The organism is Pseudomonas sp. Hp2, assembly GCF_006386585.1.
GTDB classification, from domain to species: Bacteria; Pseudomonadota; Gammaproteobacteria; order Xanthomonadales; family Xanthomonadaceae; genus Pseudomonas_S; species Pseudomonas_S boreopolis.
Genome location: NZ_VAHJ01000002.1, coordinates 216,979 through 236,593 on the forward strand (window position 1 = coordinate 216,979; position 19,615 = coordinate 236,593).

A 19,615-nucleotide genomic window follows, 5' to 3' on the forward strand; every position below is an offset into this window, starting at 1 on the left:
CCCTGTGCCGGGATTTACATCAGACTTGCGCCGGCGGCGGCGCTGTTCTCATCACCCAGGAATCGCAGCGAATGAAGATGGCAATGCGCGGCGCGGCAGCGTCGCTGATGATCGTGGCAATGTCGGTTTCCATGCCTGCAATGTCGCAACAACCCGCCGCCCCGGCGGCCAGCAAGGAGACTCAGACTTTGACTACCGACCGACAGAAGGTCAGCTATGCCATTGGCCTGGACGTGGCGCGCTCGTTCGAGCCGATCGCCCAGGACATCGACCTGGCCGCCATGCAGCGCGCGATCGAGAACGCCTTCAAGGGCGGCAAGCCGCTGCTCTCGGACGAGCAGACCCAGGCCACCGACACCGCGCTGCGTACCGCGCTCGCGGTGCGCAACGGCCAGCAGGTCCCGGGCATGGCGCCGGGCAGCCAGCCGCCGGCGGTGTCCAAGGAGAACGTGGGCCTGATGCTGGGCGACCGCGCGGTCGGCCCGTCGCTGGCGCGCATCCAGGACGACATCGAGCTGCCGGTGCTGATGCAGGCGGTGCGCACCGTGTTCGAGAAGGGCACGCCGGCGCTGACCCAGCAGGAAGCGGCCGCGACGCTGCAGGCCTTCGGCGCCGCCAAGCAAGCGGCGGCGGCCAGCAAGAATCGCGAGGAGGGCAATGCCTTCCTGGCCAAGAACAAGAACGAGAAGGGCGTGATCACCACGGCCTCGGGCCTGCAGTACATGGTGCTGCGCCAGGGCAGCGGCGAGCGCCCGACCGCCACCAGCAAGGTGCGCGTGAACTACGAGGGCAAGCTGCTCGACGGCACGGTGTTCGACAGCTCCTACGGGCGCGGCGAACCGGCCGAGTTCGGCCTCGGCCAAGTGGTCAAGGGCTGGACCGAGGGCCTGCAGCTGATGCCGGTGGGCTCCAAGTACCGCTTCTGGATCCCGTCGAACCTGGCCTACGGTCCCGATGGCACGCCGGGCGGCCCGATCGGCCCGGATTCGACCCTGACCTTCGACGTGGAACTGCTGGGCATCCTGCCGTAATCCCGCGCGAGGCCCTGTCCGCGCGACCGACGGGACCGGCGACGGTCCCGTCGGTGGCCGGTGCAGGCTCCCAGGGAGGCCGGGCGTACCGGGGCCGCATGGTGTTGGCCGGCGGCAATCGGTACGATCCGCCCGGACATCGACGGGGCCCCGTGGCCCGAGACGCAATTGGACGAGGTCGTTCGCTGCATGCACGAGGAAATGACGCCGCGCGAGCAGGCCATCGAGGCGCGGCTGGTGGAACTGGAAATGCGCCTGTCGTTCCAGGAGCAGGCCCTGGCCGAGCTGAGCGAGGCGCTGGCCGACGCGCGCATGGCCAGCGCGCGCAACGCCGAGGTGATCCGGCACCTGCTGGACGATCTCGGCAAGGTGCGCTCGGCCCTGTATTCCGATCCGGCGGACGAGCCGCCGCCACCGCATTACTAGGCACGCCGCGGGCTCGGGATGCGCATCCGTCCCGGTGTCCATGGCGCCCCAACCGGGTCCGCCCGGCCGCCGCGGCCGGCCAGGCCGCCGAGTCCCATCGACGTTCCATCGAGTTGTCCGTCCCATGAGCAATTCCCTGCGCGACCAGTTGCTTGGCCTTGGCTTCAAGCCGGCCCCCAAGCCCGAACGCAAACCCGAACAGCGCGGTCCACGCCCCGACAAGGGCGCCAGGCCGGCAGGCGGCAAGCCGCATCCGGCGCACGCGAAGGGCAAGCGCCCGCACGGCGGCAAGCCGCGCGAGCGCGAGGACATCGACTTGGCCAAGGCCTATGCGATCCGCGCGCAGAAGGAAAAGGACGAGCGCATCGAGGCCGAGCGCATCAAGCAGGAAGAGGCGCGCCAGCGCCGAGAGGCGCGCGCGAAGCTGGAAGCGATGCTCAAGGACAAGGCCCTCAACCAGGCGGACGCCGAGATTGCCCGGCACTTTCCCTACGGCGGCAAGATTAAGCGCATCTACGTGACTGCCGACCAGCTCAAGGCGCTCAATGCCGGCGAGCTGGGCGTGGTGCAGCTCAATGGCCGCTACCTGCTGGTGACCGCCCAGGTGCTGGCCGAGGCCGAGGCGATCTTCGCGCCCGCGGTCGCGTTGAAGGTGGATCCCGACGCGCCGGCCGAGGAGGATCCGTACGCCGATCCCAAGTACCAGGTACCGGACGATCTGGTCTGGTAGACGCCGCCCCATCCAGGCAACGATCGCCGGCCGTCCTCGTCCGGCCCGAACGATGACCCATTGATCGACGAGGCAGGGATGAACCCACGCCAGGGGAATGGCTATTTCGCCCATATCGACGGCTTGCGCGCGATCGCGGTGCTGGCGGTCGTCGCCTACCACCTCGATGCCCGCTGGCTGCCCGGCGGCTTCACCGGCGTGGACGTGTTCTTCGTCATTTCCGGCTTCGTGGTCAGCGCAAGCTGAGGCCCGCGTTTCGAGGGGGAGCGCCGTCCATACAATGAAATGGTGCGGTGCGGCATGCGTCCGGGCGAGCGAACCCGTCTAATTGGATCGATCCAAACGATAGGCCTGCCGACCGCGATGCTCCGTGCCATTTTCTTGCCCCCGCCGTGGCGTAATCCTGCATGACCCGCACGGGTCGGGGCCTGGACCGACGGGGTGGGGCGGCGGGATTCCTGTTGCAGCGCCCGAAAGTCCCCGCCGTACCGTCCCGGACGCTGCCTTCCAGGGCAGCTCCGTGCCTGCGCGCCCGCGGCGGACCACCTCGAACCACTCCATCACCCAGCGCCGCACGTCCTCGTGCGGGTGTCCTTTCCACCCGGCCGGTATCCCGATGACTACCACCCAACGCTCCGTCACCCATCGCGTCGCACTGACGGTCGTCACCACGATCTTCTTCATGTGGGGCTTCCTGACCTGTCTCAACGACATCCTCATCCCGCACCTGAAGTCGGTGTTCGAGCTGAACTTCGCGCGCGCGATGCTCGTGCAGTTCACCTTCTTCGGCGCCTATTTCCTGATGGCGTTGCCGGCCGAACGGCTGGTGGCGCGACTGGGCTACAAGAACGGCATCGTCGCCGGACTGGCGATCGCCGGCATCGGCGCGCTGGGCTTCTGGCCGGCGGCGGAGCTGCGCGTCTACAGCGCCTTCCTCGGCGCGCTGTTCGTGCTGGCCACCGGCATCACCGTGCTGCAGGTGGCGGCCAACCCGTACGTCTCGCTGCTGGGGCCGGAGCGCAGCGCGTCGAGCCGGCTGACGCTGGCGCAGGCGTTCAACTCGCTGGGCACCGCGATCGCGCCGCTGATCGGCGGTTGGCTGATCCTGTCCAACACGGTGATGAGCGGCGACCAGCTCGCGCAGCTGCCGCAGGCCGAGCAGGTCGCCTACCGCGTGCAGGAGGCGCAATCGGTGCAGGGGCCGTACCTGGGCCTGGCGGTCGTGCTGTTCCTGCTGGCGGTGTTCGTCTTCCTGTTCCGCCTGCCGTCGCTGACCGAGGCCACCGAGAAGGGCGACGCCGGCCACCACCACACGCTGGGCGAGGCGTTGAGGCATCCGCACGTGGCGTTCGGCGTGCTGGCGATCTTCTTCTACGTCGGGGCCGAGGTGTCGATCGGCAGCCTGATGGTCAATTATTTCTCGATGCCGCAGATCGGCGGCTTCAGCGAAGCGCAGGCGACCCATTACGTGTCGGCGTACTGGACCATGGCGATGATCGGCCGCTTCATCGGTTCGGCGTTGCTGGCGAAGATCTCGCCGCGCCTGCTGCTGTCGCTGTTCGCGCTGGTCAACGCGCTGCTGCTGATCGTCTCGGTGTCCACGACCGGCATGGTCGCGGTGTATTCGCTGGTGGCGATCGGGCTGTTCAACTCGATCATGTTCCCGACCATCTTCGCGCTGGGCATCGAGCGGCTCGGCCCGCTGACCGGGCGCGCATCGAGCCTGCTGGTCATGGCCATCGTCGGCGGCGCGATCGTGCCGTACCTGCAGGGCCAGCTGGCCGACCACATCGGCCTGCATCCGTCGTTCCTGCTGCCGGCGCTGTGCTACCTGTACATCGTGTTCTACGGCGTATGGGGTTCGCGCCTGCGCGGCGAGCTGGCCAAGGAGGCTGGCGCGTGAGCGGAGCGAACAAGATCGTCTGTTTCGGCGAGGCGCTGATCGACATGCTGGCGCAGTCGCCGGCCACCGCCGACGCGCCGCGCGCGTTCCTGCAGTTCGCCGGCGGGGCACCGGCCAACGTCGCCGTGGCCGTCGCCCGGCTCGGCGGCGACAGCCATTTCGCCGGCATGCTGGGCGAGGACATGTTCGGCGATTTCCTGCTGCAGAGCCTGCGCGAGGCCGGGGTCGCCACCGATGGCGTGGTGCGCACCCGCGAGGCCAAGACCGCGCTGGCGTTCGTCGCCCTCGACGAGCACGGCGAGCGCAGCTTCAGCTTCTACCGGCCGCCGGCGGCTGACCTGCTGTTCCGCGCCGAGCATTTCGCCGCGGGCCTGTTCGAAGGGGCGGCGGTGCTGCACGTGTGTTCCAACAGCATGACCGAGCCGGGCATCGCCGAGGTCACGCTGGAAGGCATGCGACGCGCGCAGGCGGCCGGCGCGATCGTCAGTTTCGATCTCAACCTGCGGCCGATGCTGTGGCCCGCCGGGGTGGATCCGGCGCCGTGGCTGTGGCAGGCGCTGGCCCTGGCCGACGTGGTCAAGCTCTCGCGCGAGGAACTGGACTACCTGGCCGGCACGCTCGGGGCCGATGCGGCGGCCGTCGAGCGGAAGCTCTGGCAGGGCCGCGCACGACTGCTGCTGGTGACGGACGGCGGCAGCGCGCTGCGCTGGGCCACGCGCGCGGAACGCGGCGAAGTGCCGGCCTTCCGCGTGAAGGTGCAGGACACCACGGCTGCCGGCGACGCCTTCGTCGGTGGCTTGCTCTACCAGCTCGCGCGGCGGCTGCAGGGCGCGGCGGCGCTGGACGGCTTTTGCGCCGACCGGGAGGCGATCGCGCAGGCGCTGCGTTTCGCTGCCGCGGTCGGTGCCCTCGCGGTCACCCGCAAGGGCGCTTTCGCGGCGATGCCGACGCTCGCCGATGTCGATACCTTGATCCAGGAACAACCATGACCCCACTTCCCGAGCATCCCGCGCCGGACTTCCGTTCGGCCGATTTCCTGCGCAGCCACATCGCCGACACGATGGCGTTCTACCACCCGCGCTGCATCGATCCGGCCGGCGGCTTCTTCCACTACTTCCGCGACGACGGCAGCGTCTACGACGCCGGCCACCGCCACCTGGTCAGCAGCACGCGCTTCGTCTTCAACTACGCGATGGCGTACCGCGAGTTCGGCAATGCCGAATACCTGGACGCGGTCGGCCACGGCCTGGCCTACCTGCGCGACGTGCACCGCAACCCCGCCACCGGCGGCTACGCCTGGACCCTGCGCGACGGCAAGGTCGAGGACGACATGAACCACTGCTACGGCCTGGCGTTCGTGCTGCTGGCCTACTCGTGCGGCCTCAAGGCCGGCATCGAGCAGGCGAGGACGTGGATGGACGAGACCTGGAACCTGCTCGAGCAGCGCTTCTGGGAGCCGGCGTACGGCCTGTACAGGGACGAGGCCGATGCGCAGTGGAACTTCACCGGCTACCGCGGCCAGAACGCCAACATGCACATGTGCGAGGCGATGCTGGCGGCCTACGAGGCCAGCGGCGAGCAGCGCTACCTCGACCGCGCGCTGCTGCTGGCCGACCACATGACCCGCCGCCAGGCCGCCAAGGCCGGCGGGCTGGTGTGGGAGCACTACGACGCGCGATGGGAGATCGATTGGGACTACAACCGCGACAACCCCAGGCACCTGTTCCGCCCGTGGGGTTTCCAGCCCGGCCACCAGACCGAGTGGGCCAAGCTGCTGATGATCCTGGACCGCTACACCCGCGCCGATTGGCTGCTGCCGGTCGCGCGGCACCTGTTCGATACCGCGGTGGCGCGCTCGTGGGACGACAAGCGCGGCGGTCTGTACTACGGCTTCGCGCCCACCGCGTCCGAGCGCGCCGGCGCCGCGCTGACGAACGCGGAAATCTGCGACGACGACAAGTATTTCTGGGTGCAGGCCGAGTCGCTGGCCGCGGCGGCGCTGCTGGCCGAGCGCAGTGGCGATGAGCGTTACTGGCAGTGGTACGACCGGCTCTGGGACTATTCCTGGAAGCACATGGTCGATCACCGCCACGGCGCGTGGTACCGCATCCTCGACGCCGACAACCGCAAGTACAGCGACGAGAAGAGCCCGGCCGGCAAGACCGACTACCACACCATGGGCGCCTGCCACGAGGTGCTGAACGTGGTGCGGCCGCGGCAGGGTTGAGCGACCCGCAGGGGCGACGGGGCCGGCGGCCTGCCGGCTCCGCCGCCGGGGGGCGTCACTCGCGCGCGACGTTCGCGTCCGCGCGGTAGGGCAGCACCTCGGGTACGCCGGCATCGTACTGGGCCAACACCTCGTCGAAGCCGAAGCGGGGACGCCAGCCCAACCGGACGATGGCACGGGCCGGATCGTAGACCCGGTCGATGGCGGCCGGGAGCGCCCAGCCTCGCTCGGCGTAGCGACTCACCAGCGCCGGCGCGCGCCTGGCCAGCACGCTGGGCGCATCCCGTGCCAGCTCCGCGGCGTCCTCGGGCAGGAACGGCGTGGCGCCCGAGACCACGAAGCGCTCCGCCGCCGCGCCGGCGTGCGTGACGGCAGCGGCATGGGCGGCGGCCACGTCGCGCACGTCGATGCCGCGGTGCAGGCGGAACGCCGCCATTACCTGCACCGGCTCGGGGAAGCAGCGCGACATGCGGACGATCCGCAGCGAAGGACCGCCCTGGAGCGCGGCCTGCTCGAGCAGCCGCTCGGCTTCCAGCTTGGTGCGGTGGTAGATCGTCTGCGGTTCCGGAGGCAGGTTTTCGTCGACCCAGCCGGCGCGCCCGGCCGGCGTCGCCGCGGTACCGTACAGCGCGGTGGTGCTGGTGAACACGATGCGCCGCACGCCGGCCGTCGCCGCTGCATCGAGCAAGCGGCGGGTGCCGTCGACGTTGATCCGGCGGAACGTCGCTTCGGACGCATAGGGGACGTGCGGTGCATGCAGCGCGGCGGTGTGCACCACCGCGTCCGCGCCCGCCAATGCCCTGGCCAGCAGTGCCGGATCGGCGAAGTCGCCGACCAGCTCGCTGGTGGAACTCGGGGTGGTGTCCAGCCCCACGACCTCGTGCGCGGCAGACAGCCGGACGTGGATGGCACGCCCGACCCGGCCGGCGCTGCCGGTGACCAGGATCTTCATCGCGGTCACTCCGGATCGTAGTCCAGGTTCGAGGCCAGCCAGCGCTCGGCCTGGGCCAGGTCCGCGCCCTTGCGGCGGGCGTAGTCGGCGACCTGTTCCTTGGAGAGTCGGCCGACCACGAAGTACTGGCTCTTGGGATGGCTGAAGTAGTAGCCGGACACGGCCGCGGTCGGCAGCATCGCGAAGCTCTCGGTCAGGCTCATGCCGGCGTTGGCCCCGGCGTCGAGCAGGCGGAACAGCGTGGCCTTCTCGCTGTGCTCGGGGCAGGCCGGATAACCGGGGGCGGGGCGGATGCCACGGTAACGCTCGGCGATCAGCGCTTCGTTGTCGAGCGCTTCGTCGCCGGCGTAGCCCCAGAACTCGGTACGCACGCGCTGGTGCAGGCGCTCGGCCAATGCCTCGGCCAGGCGGTCGGCCAGGGCCTTGAGCAGGATCGCGTTGTAGTCGTCGTGGGCCGCCTCGAAGCGCGCAACGTGCGGCTCGATGCCGATGCCGGCGGTGACAGCGAACGCGCCGATCCAGTCCCGCACGCCGGAATCCTTCGGCGCGATGAAGTCGGCCAGGCAGAAGTCCGGGCGGTCGACGGGCTTGTCGACCTGCTGGCGCAGGAAGTGCAGGAGGAGCCGGGATCCGGGAGAGGCGGGATTCTGGTTTTGAGAATCCCCCATCCCGAATCCCGAATCCCGGTGATCCGCCAGGATCACCTCCACATCGTCGCCGACGCTGTTCGCCGGCCAGATCCCGAACACCGCCTTCGCGGTCAGCCATCTCTCCGCGACGATCCTTTCCAGCATCGTGCGCGCGTCGCGGTACAGCTCGCTGGCCTGGGTTCCGACGATCTCGTCGTCCAGGATCGCCGGGAACTTGCCGGCCAGCTCCCAGGCCTGGAAGAACGGGGTCCAGTCGATGTACTCGACCAGCTCTTGCAAGGGGTAGTCGTCGAACACGTGCAGGCCGGGGCGTTTCGGCTCCGGCGGGACGTAGGCGTCCCAGCCGCCGTCGAACTTCTGCGCGCGCGCCTGGGCCAGCGGCACCAGCCGCTTGGCGTCGCCCCGGTTGCGGTGGCGCTGGCGGATCTCGGCGTAGTCGGCATCGTTGGCGGCGACGAAGGCCTCGCGCAGGTCGCGCGAGATCAGCGACTGCGCCACGCCGACCGCGCGCGAGGCGTCCTTCACCCATACAGTGGGCGCGGCGTAGTGCGGGTCGATCTTCAGCGCGGTGTGCGCGCGCGAGGTGGTGGCGCCACCGATCATCAGCGGGATGTCGAATCCCTGCCGCTGCATCTCGCGCGCGACGTGGCTCATTTCCTCCAGCGACGGCGTGATCAGCCCGGACAGCCCGACGATGTCGGCGTTCTCCGCGCGGGCCCGGTCGAGGATGGTCTGCGCCGGCACCATCACGCCCAGGTCCACCACCTCGAAGTTGTTGCAGGCCAGCACCACGCCGACGATGTTCTTGCCGATGTCGTGCACGTCGCCCTTGACCGTGGCCATCACGATCTTGCCGTTGGACTTGCCCGAATCGCCGGTGCGCAGCTTCTCCGCCTCGATGAACGGCAGCAGGTAGGCCACCGCCTTCTTCATCACCCGCGCTGACTTCACCACCTGCGGCAGGAACATCTTGCCGGCGCCGAACAGGTCGCCGACCACGTTCATGCCGTCCATCAGCGGGCCCTCGATCACGTCGAGCGGGCGCGCGGCCTGCAGCCGCGCTTCCTCGGTGTCGGCCTCGATGAACTCGTCGATGCCGTGCACCAGCGCATGCGACAGGCGCTCGCGTACCGGCTTCTCGCGCCAGGCCAGCTTTTCCCGGGCCCCGGAACCCGAGTCCCGAGAACCTGCCTTCTTGTAGCGCTCGGCGATCTCCAGCAGGCGCTCGGTGGCGTCCTTGCGGCGGTTGAGGATCACGTCCTCCACGCGCTCGCGCAGCTCCGGATCGAGTTCGTCGTAGATCGGCATCGCGCCGGCGTTGACGATGCCCATGTCCATGCCCGCGGCGATGGCGTGGTACAGGAACACCGAGTGGATCGCTTGGCGCACCGGCTCGTTGCCGCGGAACGAGAACGAGACGTTGGAGACGCCGCCGGAAACGTGGCAGTGCGGCAGCGTGCGCTTGATGATGCGGGTGGCCTCGATGAAGTCCACCGCGTAGTTGTCGTGCTCCTCGATGCCGGTGGCGACCGCGAAGATGTTGGGGTCGAAGATGATGTCTTCCGGCGGGAAGCCGACCCGCTCGGTCAGGATGCGGTAGGCGCGCGTGCAGATCTCGACCTTGCGCGCGCAGGTGTCGGCCTGGCCGGCCTCGTCGAACGCCATGACCACCGCCGCCGCGCCGTAGCGCAGCACCTTGCGCGCGTGTTCGACGAAGACGTCCTCGCCTTCCTTGAGCGAGATCGAGTTGACCACGCTCTTGCCCTGCAGGCACTTCAGCCCGGCCTCGATCACGCTCCACTTGGACGAGTCGACCATCACCGGGATCCGGGCGATGTCTGGCTCGGACATGATCAGGTTGAGGAAGCGCGTCATCGCCTTCTCGGAATCGATCAGGCCCTCGTCCATGTTCACGTCGAGGATCTGCGCGCCGTTGGCGACCTGCTGGCGCGCCACCTCCACGGCTTCCTCGTAGCGTTCTTCCTTGATCAGCTTGCGGAACTGCGCGCTGCCGGTGACGTTGGTGCGCTCGCCGACGTTGACGAACAGCAGGTCCGGGGTGATGACCAGCGGTTCCAGGCCGGACAGGCGGGTGTAGCGGGGGACGGCGTTCGCGGAGGACATCACCAGACCTTGAATACCTGGCCGCTCTGTATGCCCTCGACGCTGCGCTGGTAGGCGATCGCGGCGCGCGCGGCGGATACCGGCTCGAAGCCGGGGAAATAGTCGGCGTAGGCGTCCCAGGCTTCCTGCAGCACGTTCGGGCTGACCGCGTTGATGCGCAGCCCGCGCGGCAGCTCGCAGGCTGCCGCGCGCACGAAGCCCTCGATCGCGGCATTGACCGCGGTGGCGTTGGCGCCGTGCGCGATCGGCTGTTCGGCGAGGATGCCGGTGGTCAGCGTGATCGAGCCGCCGTCGCGGAGATGGTGCTGGCCGACCAGCGCCAGGCGCACCTGCCCGAGCAGCTTGTCCTGCAGGCCGGCGTCGAACTGGGCGGCGTCCATCGCGTCGAGCGGGCCGAAGTGGACGTTGCCGGTGGTGGCGACGATGGCGTCGAGCGGGCCGGTCCTTTCGAACAGCGCCCTGACGCTGGCGTCGTCGCGCAGGTCCACCGGATGGGTTTCGCTGCGGCGCGAGGCCGCGATCACGTCGTGCTTGCGCGAGAGCAGGCCGGCGACGGCCTGGCCGAGGGTGCCGCTGGCACCGACGAGGAGGATCTTCATGGCTACCTCATGCTGCATGGGAGAGGGCGGCGGGATGCCTTGGCGCGATGCCCGCCACCGCTTGCGCGATCGCGCGGATGTGGTCCGGCGTGGTGCCGCAGCAGCCGCCGACCAGGTTGAGCAAGCCGGACTGCGCGAATTCCTTCAGCGTCGCGGCCATTTCCTCCGGACTTTCGTCGTACTCGCCGAAGGCGTTGGGCAGGCCGGCGTTGGGGTGCGCGCTGACGTAGCAGTCGGCGACCGTGGCCAGCGTTTCCACGTGGGGGCGCAGGTCCTTGGCGCCGAGCGCGCAGTTCAGCCCGATCGACAGCGGCCGGGCGTGCGCGAGCGAGGCGTGGAACGCCTCGGCGGTCTGCCCCGACAGGGTGCGGCCGGAGGCATCGGTGATCGTGCCGGAGATCATGACCGGCAGCCGCCCGCCGCGCTCGTCGAAGACTTCCTCGATCGCGAACAGCGCGGCCTTGGCGTTGAGCGTGTCGAAGATCGTCTCGACCATCAGCGTGTCCGCGCCGCCGTCGATCAGGCCTTCGATGGCCTCGCGATAGGTGGCGCGCAGTTCGTCGAAGCTGGTGTTGCGGCAACCGGGATCGTTGACGTCCGGGCTGATCGAGGCGGTGCGGCTGGTCGGGCCGAGCACGCCGATGACGAAGCGCGGCTTGTCCGGCGTGGCGGCCTCGATCTCGTCGCAGACGGCGCGCGCGACCCGGGCCCCGGCCTTGTTGAGCTCGTAGACGAGGTGTTCGAGGTGGTAGTCGGCCTGGCTGATCGAGGTCGCGTTGAAGGTGTTGGTCTCGACCAGGTCGGCGCCGGCCTGCAGGTAGGCGCGATGGATCTCGGCGATGAGCTCCGGCCTGGTCAGCAGCAGCAGGTCGTTGTTGCCTTTCAGGTCATGGCCCTGCGGGGCATGGTCGCAGCCGGGGCCATGGACGTGCGCGCCGTCGTAGCCGTGCGCGAAGCGCTCGCCGCGATAGTCGGCTTCCTCCAGCCGGTAGCGCTGGATCATCGTGCCCATCGCGCCGTCGATGACCAGGATGCGTTCGCCCAGTGCCTGGATCAGTTTCTCGGCGCGCCGCGGCTGCAGCCAGGGCGGAGAAGCCGGGATGGGGGATTGGGGATCGGGGATAGGGGAGGGCGTCATGATCCCGATCTCCGCGGCGAACCGCTCTTGCCTCTGTCGAGTCCCGGATCCCCGTTCCCCGGTCCCGGCTTCACCGCGATCAGCGAGATCACCTCGAAGTGCGGCGGGCGCTTTTCGCGCGTGACCGTCTCCAGGCTGGAGACCTCCAGCCCGGCCTTGTCCACGAACTTGCGCAGTTCCTTGTCGGTGAAGCCGAGGTTGACGTGGCCGTAGGCCTCCACCGCGGCGCGGTGTTCGTGCTTGGCCAGCGAGCACAGCAGCAACCGGCCGCCGGGGCGCAGCACGCGCGCGGCCTCGGCCACGGCCTGGGCGGGCTTGGCCGCATAGGTGAGCGCGTGCATCAGCACCACCAGGTCGAAGCTGCGGTCGGCGAACGGCAGCGCGTGCATGTCGCCCTCGCGCACCTCCACGTTCTTGAGCTTGCGCAGGCGCTCGCTGGCGGCGGCGACCACGCGCGCGCTGGTGTCGATGCAGACGTAGCGGTGCGAATGCGGCGCCACCAGTTCGGCCAGCACGCCGTCGCCGGAGGCGATGTCGAGCACGTCGCCGGTCTCCAGCAGCGGCAGCGCGGTGCGCGCCAGCGCCTCCCAGGTCCGGCCCGGCGAATAGTGGCGCTCCATGTCGCCGGCCACGGTGTCGGCCCAGTTCTGGTCGGCCGCGCGCATCGCCAGCACGGCGGGGACGCGCTCGGCGTCCTGGCGCAGCAGCGGATCGTCGCTGCCGGTGCTCAGCGCCTGCCAAAGCGCGCGCTGGGCGGGGTCGAGCTGGGCCTCGTCGAAGCGGTAGTAGGCCGAGACGCCGGCGCGACGGTCGCGGACCAGGCCGGCTTCCTTGAGCTTGGCGAGATGGGTGGACACGCGCGGTTGCGCCAGGCGGGTGATCGCCGACAGCTCGGCCACGGTCAGCTCCTCCTGCTCGAGCAGGGCCAGCAGGCGCACGCGGGTGGCGTCGGCGAAGACCTTCAGGCGGGTCGACCAGTCTTCCAGGTCCATAAATATCTCTGTATCGCGATATCGAGATATTTTCGCGGGGCGGGCGGCCGGGGTCAACCTACATACGCATGCGAATGGTTGTGGTTAGAATTGCGGCCTCCCCGCAGGGCGGCGCCTCCATGGGCGGCTCGAGCGGGGTCGTCGCCCATGCCCCGGGAGGGTCCCCACGTGGATTTCAGCTTTACCGAAGAACAATTGATGATCCAGGACGTCGCGCGCCGGATCGCCCAGGAGAAGATCGCGCCGAGCGCGGAGCATTTCGACCGGACCGGCGAGTTCCCCCTGGAAAACATCCGGCTGCTCGGCGAGAACGGCCTGATGGGCATCGAGGTGCCGGTCGAGTACGGCGGCGCCGGCATGGACCCGGTCAGCTACGTGCTGGCGATGGTGGAGGTCGCCGCCGGGGACGCCGCGCACTCGACGATCATGTCGGTCAACAACTCGCTGTTCTGCACCGGCATCCTCAAGAACGGCACCGAGGCGCAGAAGCAGACCTACGTGCGCGCGATCGCCGAGGGTGCCCACGTCGGCGCGTTCGCGCTGACCGAGCCGCAATCGGGCTCGGACGCCTCGGCGATGCGCTGCCGGGCGGTGAAGCAGGCCGACGGCAGCTTCGTCATCAACGGCAAGAAGAGCTGGATCACCTCCGGCCCGGTCGCCAAGTACATCATCCTGTTCGCGATGACCGAGCCGGAGAAGGGCTCGCGCGGCATCACCGCGTTCATGGTCGATACCGACCGGCCGGGGTTCTCGCGCGGCAAGACCGAGCCGAAGCTCGGCATCCGCGCCTCGGCCACCTGCGAGATCGAGTTCGTCGACTACGTGGCCCGTCCGGAGGACGTGGTGGGTGCGGAGGGCGAGGGCTTCAAGACCGCGATGAGCGTGCTCGACGCCGGCCGCATCGGCATCGCCTCGCAGGCGGTGGGCATCGCCCGCGCCGCCTACGAGGCCACGCTGGAATACGTGAAGGACCGCAAGGCCTTCGGGCAGGCGATCGGCAGCTTCCAGATGACCCAGGCCAAGATCGCCGACATGAAGTGCAAGCTCGACGCGGCGCTGCTGCTGACGCTGCGCGCGGCCTGGCTGAAAGGACAGGGGCGGAAGTTCGGCACCGAGGCGTCGATGGCCAAGCTGGTGGCCTCGGAGGCGGCGATGTGGATCACCCACCAGGCGGTGCAGATCCACGGCGGCATGGGCTATTCGAAGGAAATGCCGCTGGAGCGCTATTTCCGCGACGCCAAGATCACCGAGATCTACGAAGGCACCTCGGAGATCCAGCGCCTGGTGATCGCGCGCAACGAGACCGGGCTGCGGTGAGACTGGGATTGGGGATCCGGGATTCGAGATTCGGTAAAAGCAGGAAGGCCGCCCTCGTGGCGGCCTTCCTGCTACAGGGACCGGGCATCGCTTTTACGAATCCCCAATCCCGAATCCCGTGCCCCTCAGAACTCGCGCGCGTAGCCGCTGTTGACGATCACCTTCTGCAGCGCATCGGCGACCTTGATGTTGCCGGCCACGATCTGGCGCGTTTCCGGACCCTTGTTGTCCATCCGCGCCGGCGCGGCGCCCTTGAAATCGCAGACGCGGCCGCCGGCCTCGCGCACCAGCAATACGCCGGCGGCGATGTCCCAGGCCTTCACGCCGGCCTCGAAGTAGGCGTCGGCGCGGCCGCAGGCGACATAGGCCAGGTCGAGCGCGGCCGAGCCGGTGCGGCGGATGTCCTCGGCGTGCGCCAGCAGCGCGTCCACGCACTTGAGCTGGGCGCTGGCCCGGGCCCGCTCGCGCGGCGGGAAGCCGGTGTTGATCACGGTGCCTTCCAGGTCCTTGCGTTCGGTGACGCGGATGCGGCGGTCGTTGAGGACCGCGCCGGCGCCCTTGCTGGCGGTGAACAGCTCGTTGCGCAGCGGGTCGAAGATCACCGCGTCGGTCGGCTCGCCGTTCTCGACCAGCGCGATCGAGACGCAGTAGTGCGGGAAGCCGCGCAGGTAGTTGCTGGTGCCGTCGAGCGGGTCGATCACCCACATCTGCCGGCCGTTGCCCTGCAGGCCGCCTTCCTCGCCGAAGATGCCGTAGTCGGGGTAGGCGCGCTTGAGTTCCTTGACGATCACCTTCTCGGCGTCGGCATCCACCTCGCTGGCGTAGTCCATGCGTCCCTTCTGCACCACGTTCAGGGCTTCGAGCTTGTTGATGTTGCGCAACAGGACGTTGCCGGCGAGGCGGGCGGCCTTGACCATGACGGTGACGGCGGGTTTCTGCATGGCGAAGACTCCCGTGAAGGCAGAAGGACAGGACTGGCGGGGGAAAAGAGCGGTCCGGCGCGGGGCCGGCCGCGCAGTTTACCATCTACGGCCGATCCGCTCCCGAATGGCCGTTCATGTCTGTCTCGCGTCGCATCCGTTTCGTCCTCGTCGGCACCCAGCACCCGGGCAACATCGGCGCCGCCGCCCGGGCCATGAAGACGATGGGCCTGGCGCGGCTGGTGCTGGTGGCGCCCGAGCGCCTGCCGGACGAGGAGGCCTACCGGCGCTCGGCGGGGGCCGAGGACCTGCTCGGGGACGCGCCGGTGTTCGCGACCCTGGCCGAGGCCGTGTCCGATTGCACCCTGGTGCTCGGCTGCACCGCGCGTTCGCGGCGCGTGCAACTGGAAGAGCTGCTGCCGGCGGTGGCGGGCAAGCGGGCCGTGGACCGGGCCCAGGCCGGCGGCGAGGTCGCGGTCGTCTTCGGTCGCGAACGCACCGGCCTGACCAACGAGGAACTGCAGCTGTGCCACCTGGCGGTGCACATCCCGTCCGATCCGGACTTCAGCTCGCTCAACCTGGCCGCGGCGGTCCAGGTGCTGGCCTACGAGGTGCGGCTGGCGATGCTGGCGGCCGCGGACGCGCCGGTGCAGGCGAGCGAGCCCGGGTTCCGCGAGGGCCCGGCCAGCCATGCGCAGATGGAAGGCCTGTTCGGCCAGCTCGGCGAAACGCTCGACGAGATCGACTTCCACAAGGGCCGCTCGCCGGACTCGGCGATGCGCAAGCTGCGCAGGCTGTTCGCCAAGGCCGAGCCGACCGAGCAGGAAGTCCGGTTGCTGCGGGGCATCCTGTCCGATGCCCAGCGCATGGCGGGACTGGCGCGCAAGTACATGCCTTCCGAGGAATAGGCGGCGGCCCCGGCGTCGAATGCGGCAGGGTACGGAACGCCTGCGCACGCGGAAGCGAAGGCTGCGCGCTCCTTTGCCGTTCCACCGCCATCGGGTTTCCGCTAGGCTCTGGCGGATTTTTCCGGGGGGATATCGCTCTTGTTGGTTCCACGATTGAGCGGGCGGCCAGGTGCGGCCCGTGCTGTCCCGACGACATGCGCCGGCGGCTCCGATGCTTGACGGCGCAGGTGCGATGACCCGGTTCCGGTTCGGCATGCAGGCCCGCTTCCTGCTGGGGATGGGCCTGGGCTTCGTGCTGCTGGCGGGGATCCTGGCGCTGCTGCTGCAGCGCCAGGCCTCGATGCAGCGCGAGGTGCGCGCGCTCAGCGGCGGCACCATCCACGAATTGTTCGAGCACGGCCTGCGCGCGCGCGGCGAGTCGATCGCCAATGCGCTGGCCGAGGTGATGGACGATCCGTTGCTGGAATCCAACATGAAGGAGGCCGGGCGGCTGGTCCACAACGCGGCGCGGCAGCGCCTGGTGAGCTACGCGCGCTTGTACGACGCGCAAGGCCGCCTGCTCATCGACGAGAGCGGGCGCTCGGTGGAGCCGGCGTTGCCGGACCCGCTGGCCCTGTCGGCGATGGTGGACCGGCAGCAGCAGGTGCGCCCCGTGGGCGACGTGCTGGACGTGGCGGTGCCGGTGCTGGGCGGCAAGCGCCTGATCGGCTGCGTGCGGGTCGGCATGTCGCTGGCGCAGGCGGCGCAGATCGAGGCCGAGGCCAACGAGCGCCTGCGCCGGCGCCTGGACGAAGTCGGCAAGCGCGACATGATCTGGTTGCTGCTGTTGCTGGCGGGGCTGGTCGCCGGCGGCGTGGCGGTCGCGTTCTATGTCCAGCGCACGCTGGTGGCGCCGATCCGCTGGCTGGCCGGCGCGGCGCGGCGGATCGAGAGCGGCGACTACTCGGTGAAGCCGTGGACGACGTCGCGCCGCGACGAGCTGGGCGAGCTGCTGCGCGCGTTCGGGCGGATGAGCGAGGGCATCGAGCGCCATGATCGCGAAGTGCGGCGGATGGCCTACACCGATGCGCTGACCGGGTTGTCCAACCGGTTGGCGTTCCGCCAGTCGCTGGACCTGCGGCTGGAGGCCGCACGCGCCTGCGGCGGCCAGCTGGCGCTGCTGTTCGCCGACATCGACGACTTCAAGCGGGTCAACGACACCCTGGGGCACGAGGCCGGCGACCAGGTGCTGTTGCAGTTCGCCGCCCGCATCGGCGCCGCGGTGAGCGACATCGGCGGCGAGGACGCGGTGCTCGCGCGCTTCGGCGGCGACGAGTTCGTGATGCTGGTCGGGACCGGGAAGGCGCAGGCGGCCTCGGCACGGCTGGCCGAGCGCCTGGTGCAGGAATTGCGCAAGCCGCTGCAGGTGCAGGAGCGCGAGGTGTTCCTGGGCACCTCGATCGGCATCGCGCTGTTCCCGGACGACGCCCACGACGCCACCGCGCTGTTGAAGAAGGGCGACATCGCGATGTACCAGGCCAAGATGGCCGGCAAGAACTGCCATCGTTTCTACAGCCGCGCGATGGACCACGCGCTCGAGCGCCGCGTGCACATGGAGCAGGAGCTGCGCGGCGCGTGGGAGCGCGGCGAGCTGCGGCTGGTCTACCAGCCGATCCATCGCACTTCCGACCGCGCCATGGTCGGGGCGGAAGTGCTGTTGCGCTGGAAGCACCCGGCGCTGGGCATGATCCCGCCGTCCACCTTCATCGACGTCGCCGAGCAGAGCGGGCTGATCGAGGAGATCGGCCTGAAGGTGCTGCGCGCGGCCTGCCTGGACGCGGTGCGCTGGCCGCAGCGGCCGGGCCTGCCGGACCTGTTCATCTCGGTCAACGTGTCGTCGCGCCAGCTGCGCGGCGGCGACCTGACCGACATGGTGGCGCGCTGCCTCGCCGAGTCCGGCCTGCCGCCTTCGCGCCTGCACCTGGAGCTGACCGAAACGGCGCTGATCGGCGACGAGATGCTGGCCGCCAGCCTGCTCGACCAGTTGCACCGCACCGGGGTCAAGGTCTGGCTGGACGACTTCGGCACCGGCTTCTCCGGCCTCAGCCACCTGCGCCAGGCGCCGGTGGACGGGGTGAAGATCGACAAGAGCTTCGTGGCCGACCTGCAACGCGACCCGGACGACCTGGCCCTGACCACCGCGATCATCGCGATGGCGCACTCGCTGGGCATCACCGTGGTGGCCGAGGGCATCGAGCGGGAAGGCCAGTTCGACCTGCTGCGCGAACGCGGCTGCGACCTCGGCCAGGGCTACTGGTTCAGCCATCCGCTGAGCAACGGCGAGCTGGTGCGGCTGCTGTCGTAGCGGGCGGGGCCCGGGTCTGGGGCCGTGTTGTGGGAGGGACTTCTGTCCCGACGGATGGTCGGCAAGGCCCTGCTGGGACTGGAGTCCCTACGGGAAGCAGGAAGCAAGAACCCGCGAAAAGCGCCGGGCCGCTTGACGACTGGAGCCGGGCAAAGATGCTTTTTCCGAATCCCGAATCCCGAATCCCGAATCCCGAATCCCGAATCCCGATAGCCCTACGCCAGAGGCCGCTTGCCGGTGTCGCCGGGGATCTCGCGCACGAGCCGCGGCACCAGGTAGCCGGACAGGCGCGCGGCCAGTTCGGCGTGCAGCGCGCGCGCGCGTTCGTCGTCGACCTCGAAGTGCGCGACGCCGGCGACGCGATCGAGCTGGTGCAGGTAGTAGGGCAGCACGCCGGCGGCGAAGCTGCGCTCGCTGAGCGCGGCCAGCGCCTCCACGTCGTCGTTGACGCCGCGCAGCAGCACCGCCTGGTTCAGCAACTGCGCGCCGGTGCCGCGCAGCGCCGCGAGCGCGGCGTCGACGGAACCGTCGAACTCGTTGGCATGGTTGGCATGGATCACGAACGCCACCGGCCAGGGCAGCGCGGACAGCCAGTCCAGCAGCGCGCCGTCCACGCGCTCGGGCAGCACCACCGGCAAGCGGCTGTGGATGCGCAGGCGCTTGAGGTGCGGGATGGCGCGCAGGGCCTCGGTCAGCTCGGCCAGTTTCGGCGTGGCCAGCGACAGCGGGTCGCCGCCGGACAGCAGCACCTCGTCGATGCCGGGATCGGCGGCGATCGCGGCCACCGCCTCGCGCCAGCCGTCGCGCGCGGCGGTCTCCTCCGCATACGGGAAGTGCCGGCGGAAGCAATAGCGGCAGTGCACCGCGCAGCTGCCGGTGGCGACCAGCAGGGCGCGGCCGCGGTACTTCTGGATCACGCCGGTGGCCTTCTTCGCCGCGCCGTCGCCGACCGCGTCGAGGGCGAAGCCCGGGACCACCCGCGTCTCCTCGACCACCGGCAGCACCTGCCGCAGCAACGGGTCGTTCAGGTCGCCATGGCGCATGCGCGCGACGAAGCCGCGGGGCACCCGCAGCGCGAACTGGGCCGCCGCTTCGTCGGAGATGCCCGCCGCCGCGGCGTCCAGGCCCAGCATGCCGAGCAGTTCGCGCGGGTCGCGCACGGCCTCGCGCCAGGCCTGCTGCCAGCGGCTGGCGGCGGCGCGGAGCGGGGAAGGCTGCAAGGAAATCGGGGCTGCGGTTATCATGTGCGGTCAGAAAACGAACGCCCGCCGGTCGCGGCGGGCTGGCGCTGAGTTTAAACAATTCCCATCCGGCCGGCCGCTCCCCGCGGCGGTTTTGCCTATCCGAGGAGCTA

Annotated in this window: 14 protein-coding genes and 3 pseudogenes; 10 read left to right on the forward strand and 7 right to left on the reverse strand. The window is 69.7% G+C overall.

Annotated features, from left to right (window positions below; all coding sequences use genetic code 11):
* Positions 1-188 precede the first annotated feature (188 nt).
* From FD678_RS05940 to FD678_RS05970, 7 genes and pseudogenes are all read left to right on the forward strand, one after another.
* Positions 189-1,031: an FKBP-type peptidyl-prolyl cis-trans isomerase gene (locus FD678_RS05940; RefSeq protein ID WP_218569542.1), complete on the forward strand. Its 843-nt coding sequence runs from the start codon at positions 189-191 to the stop codon at positions 1,029-1,031.
* Between the two features lie 189 nt (positions 1,032-1,220).
* On the forward strand, positions 1,221-1,457 hold the full coding sequence (locus FD678_RS05945; RefSeq protein WP_140721874.1) for a SlyX family protein: 237 nt from the start codon (positions 1,221-1,223) through the stop codon (positions 1,455-1,457).
* Positions 1,458-1,581: 124 nt separating this feature from the next.
* Positions 1,582-2,187, forward strand: a complete 606-nt coding sequence (locus tag FD678_RS05950) for a DUF2058 domain-containing protein (protein WP_140720379.1) — start codon at positions 1,582-1,584, stop codon at positions 2,185-2,187.
* A 78-nt stretch (positions 2,188-2,265) separates the two neighbouring features.
* Positions 2,266-2,427: pseudogene (locus FD678_RS05955) on the forward strand (acyltransferase family protein); the annotation flags it as partial.
* 376 nt (positions 2,428-2,803) lie between these two features.
* Entirely contained in the window at positions 2,804-4,090 is a 1,287-nt protein-coding gene (gene fucP / locus FD678_RS05960; protein WP_140720381.1) for an L-fucose:H+ symporter permease, read from the forward strand.
* Complete coding sequence (locus tag FD678_RS05965; RefSeq protein WP_218569543.1) at positions 4,087-5,079, forward strand: carbohydrate kinase family protein; 993 nt, start codon at positions 4,087-4,089, stop codon at positions 5,077-5,079. The genes fucP and FD678_RS05965 overlap by 4 nt, the downstream gene beginning before the upstream one ends.
* On the forward strand, positions 5,076-6,317 hold the full coding sequence (locus FD678_RS05970; RefSeq protein ID WP_140720385.1) for an AGE family epimerase/isomerase: 1,242 nt from the start codon (positions 5,076-5,078) through the stop codon (positions 6,315-6,317). Before FD678_RS05965 ends, FD678_RS05970 begins: the two co-directional genes overlap by 4 nt.
* A 55-nt stretch (positions 6,318-6,372) precedes the next feature.
* On the opposite strand, the gene FD678_RS05975 is transcribed toward FD678_RS05970, so the two are convergent.
* From FD678_RS05975 to FD678_RS05995, 5 genes and pseudogenes are all read right to left on the reverse strand, one after another.
* Positions 6,373-7,269, reverse strand: a complete 897-nt coding sequence (locus FD678_RS05975) for an NAD-dependent epimerase/dehydratase family protein (protein WP_140720387.1) — start codon at positions 7,267-7,269, stop codon at positions 6,373-6,375.
* 5 nt (positions 7,270-7,274) lie between these two features.
* Positions 7,275-10,025: pseudogene (gene metH / locus FD678_RS05980) on the reverse strand (methionine synthase); the annotation flags it as partial.
* Between the two features lie 17 nt (positions 10,026-10,042).
* On the reverse strand, positions 10,043-10,642 hold the full coding sequence (locus FD678_RS05985) for a short chain dehydrogenase (protein ID WP_140720392.1): 600 nt from the start codon (positions 10,640-10,642) through the stop codon (positions 10,043-10,045).
* Positions 10,643-10,679: 37 nt separating this feature from the next.
* Positions 10,680-11,780: pseudogene (locus FD678_RS05990) on the reverse strand (homocysteine S-methyltransferase family protein); the annotation flags it as partial.
* Positions 11,777-12,772 (reverse strand): ArsR/SmtB family transcription factor, encoded by a 996-nt coding sequence (locus tag FD678_RS05995; protein WP_140720396.1) that lies wholly within the window; start codon positions 12,770-12,772, stop codon positions 11,777-11,779. The gene FD678_RS05995 and the pseudogene FD678_RS05990, both read right to left, overlap by 4 nt.
* A gap of 168 nt (positions 12,773-12,940) precedes the next feature.
* Between FD678_RS05995 and FD678_RS06000 the strand changes: the two genes are divergently transcribed.
* Entirely contained in the window at positions 12,941-14,089 is a 1,149-nt protein-coding gene (locus tag FD678_RS06000) for an acyl-CoA dehydrogenase family protein (protein WP_140720398.1), read from the forward strand.
* A 125-nt stretch (positions 14,090-14,214) separates the two neighbouring features.
* Here the strand turns inward: FD678_RS06000 and FD678_RS06005 are convergent, their stop codons facing one another.
* Entirely contained in the window at positions 14,215-15,030 is an 816-nt protein-coding gene (locus FD678_RS06005; protein ID WP_140720399.1) for an inositol monophosphatase family protein, read from the reverse strand.
* A gap of 116 nt (positions 15,031-15,146) precedes the next feature.
* On the opposite strand from FD678_RS06005, the gene FD678_RS06010 reads away from it, so the two are divergent.
* Positions 15,147-15,917 (forward strand): RNA methyltransferase, encoded by a 771-nt coding sequence (locus FD678_RS06010; RefSeq protein WP_140720400.1) that lies wholly within the window; start codon positions 15,147-15,149, stop codon positions 15,915-15,917.
* Positions 15,918-16,149: 232 nt separating this feature from the next.
* Positions 16,150-18,261 (forward strand): putative bifunctional diguanylate cyclase/phosphodiesterase, encoded by a 2,112-nt coding sequence (locus FD678_RS06015; protein WP_140720401.1) that lies wholly within the window; start codon positions 16,150-16,152, stop codon positions 18,259-18,261.
* 215 nt (positions 18,262-18,476) lie between these two features.
* On the opposite strand, the gene epmB is transcribed toward FD678_RS06015, so the two are convergent.
* Positions 18,477-19,481: an EF-P beta-lysylation protein EpmB gene (gene epmB / locus FD678_RS06020; RefSeq protein WP_218569544.1), complete on the reverse strand. Its 1,005-nt coding sequence runs from the start codon at positions 19,479-19,481 to the stop codon at positions 18,477-18,479.
* Positions 19,482-19,615: the final 134 nt, after the last annotated feature.

Bases quoted from the DNA above. Each gene is read 5' to 3' on its own strand.
- FD678_RS05945 (WP_140721874.1), top strand. From the start codon at position 1,221: ATGCACGAGGAAATGACGCCGCGCGAGCAGGCCATCGAGGCGCGGCTG.
- FD678_RS05950 (WP_140720379.1), top strand. From the start codon at position 1,582: ATGAGCAATTCCCTGCGCGACCAGTTGCTTGGCCTTGGCTTCAAGCCG.
- fucP (WP_140720381.1), top strand. From the start codon at position 2,804: ATGACTACCACCCAACGCTCCGTCACCCATCGCGTCGCACTGACGGTC.
- FD678_RS05970 (WP_140720385.1), top strand. From the start codon at position 5,076: ATGACCCCACTTCCCGAGCATCCCGCGCCGGACTTCCGTTCGGCCGAT.
- FD678_RS05975 (WP_140720387.1), bottom strand. From the start codon at position 7,269: ATGAAGATCCTGGTCACCGGCAGCGCCGGCCGGGTCGGGCGTGCCATC.
- FD678_RS05985 (WP_140720392.1), bottom strand. From the start codon at position 10,642: ATGAAGATCCTCCTCGTCGGTGCCAGCGGCACCCTCGGCCAGGCCGTC.
- FD678_RS05995 (WP_140720396.1), bottom strand. From the start codon at position 12,772: ATGGACCTGGAAGACTGGTCGACCCGCCTGAAGGTCTTCGCCGACGCC.
- FD678_RS06005 (WP_140720399.1), bottom strand. From the start codon at position 15,030: ATGCAGAAACCCGCCGTCACCGTCATGGTCAAGGCCGCCCGCCTCGCC.
- FD678_RS06010 (WP_140720400.1), top strand. From the start codon at position 15,147: ATGTCTGTCTCGCGTCGCATCCGTTTCGTCCTCGTCGGCACCCAGCAC.
- FD678_RS06015 (WP_140720401.1), top strand. From the start codon at position 16,150: ATGACCCGGTTCCGGTTCGGCATGCAGGCCCGCTTCCTGCTGGGGATG.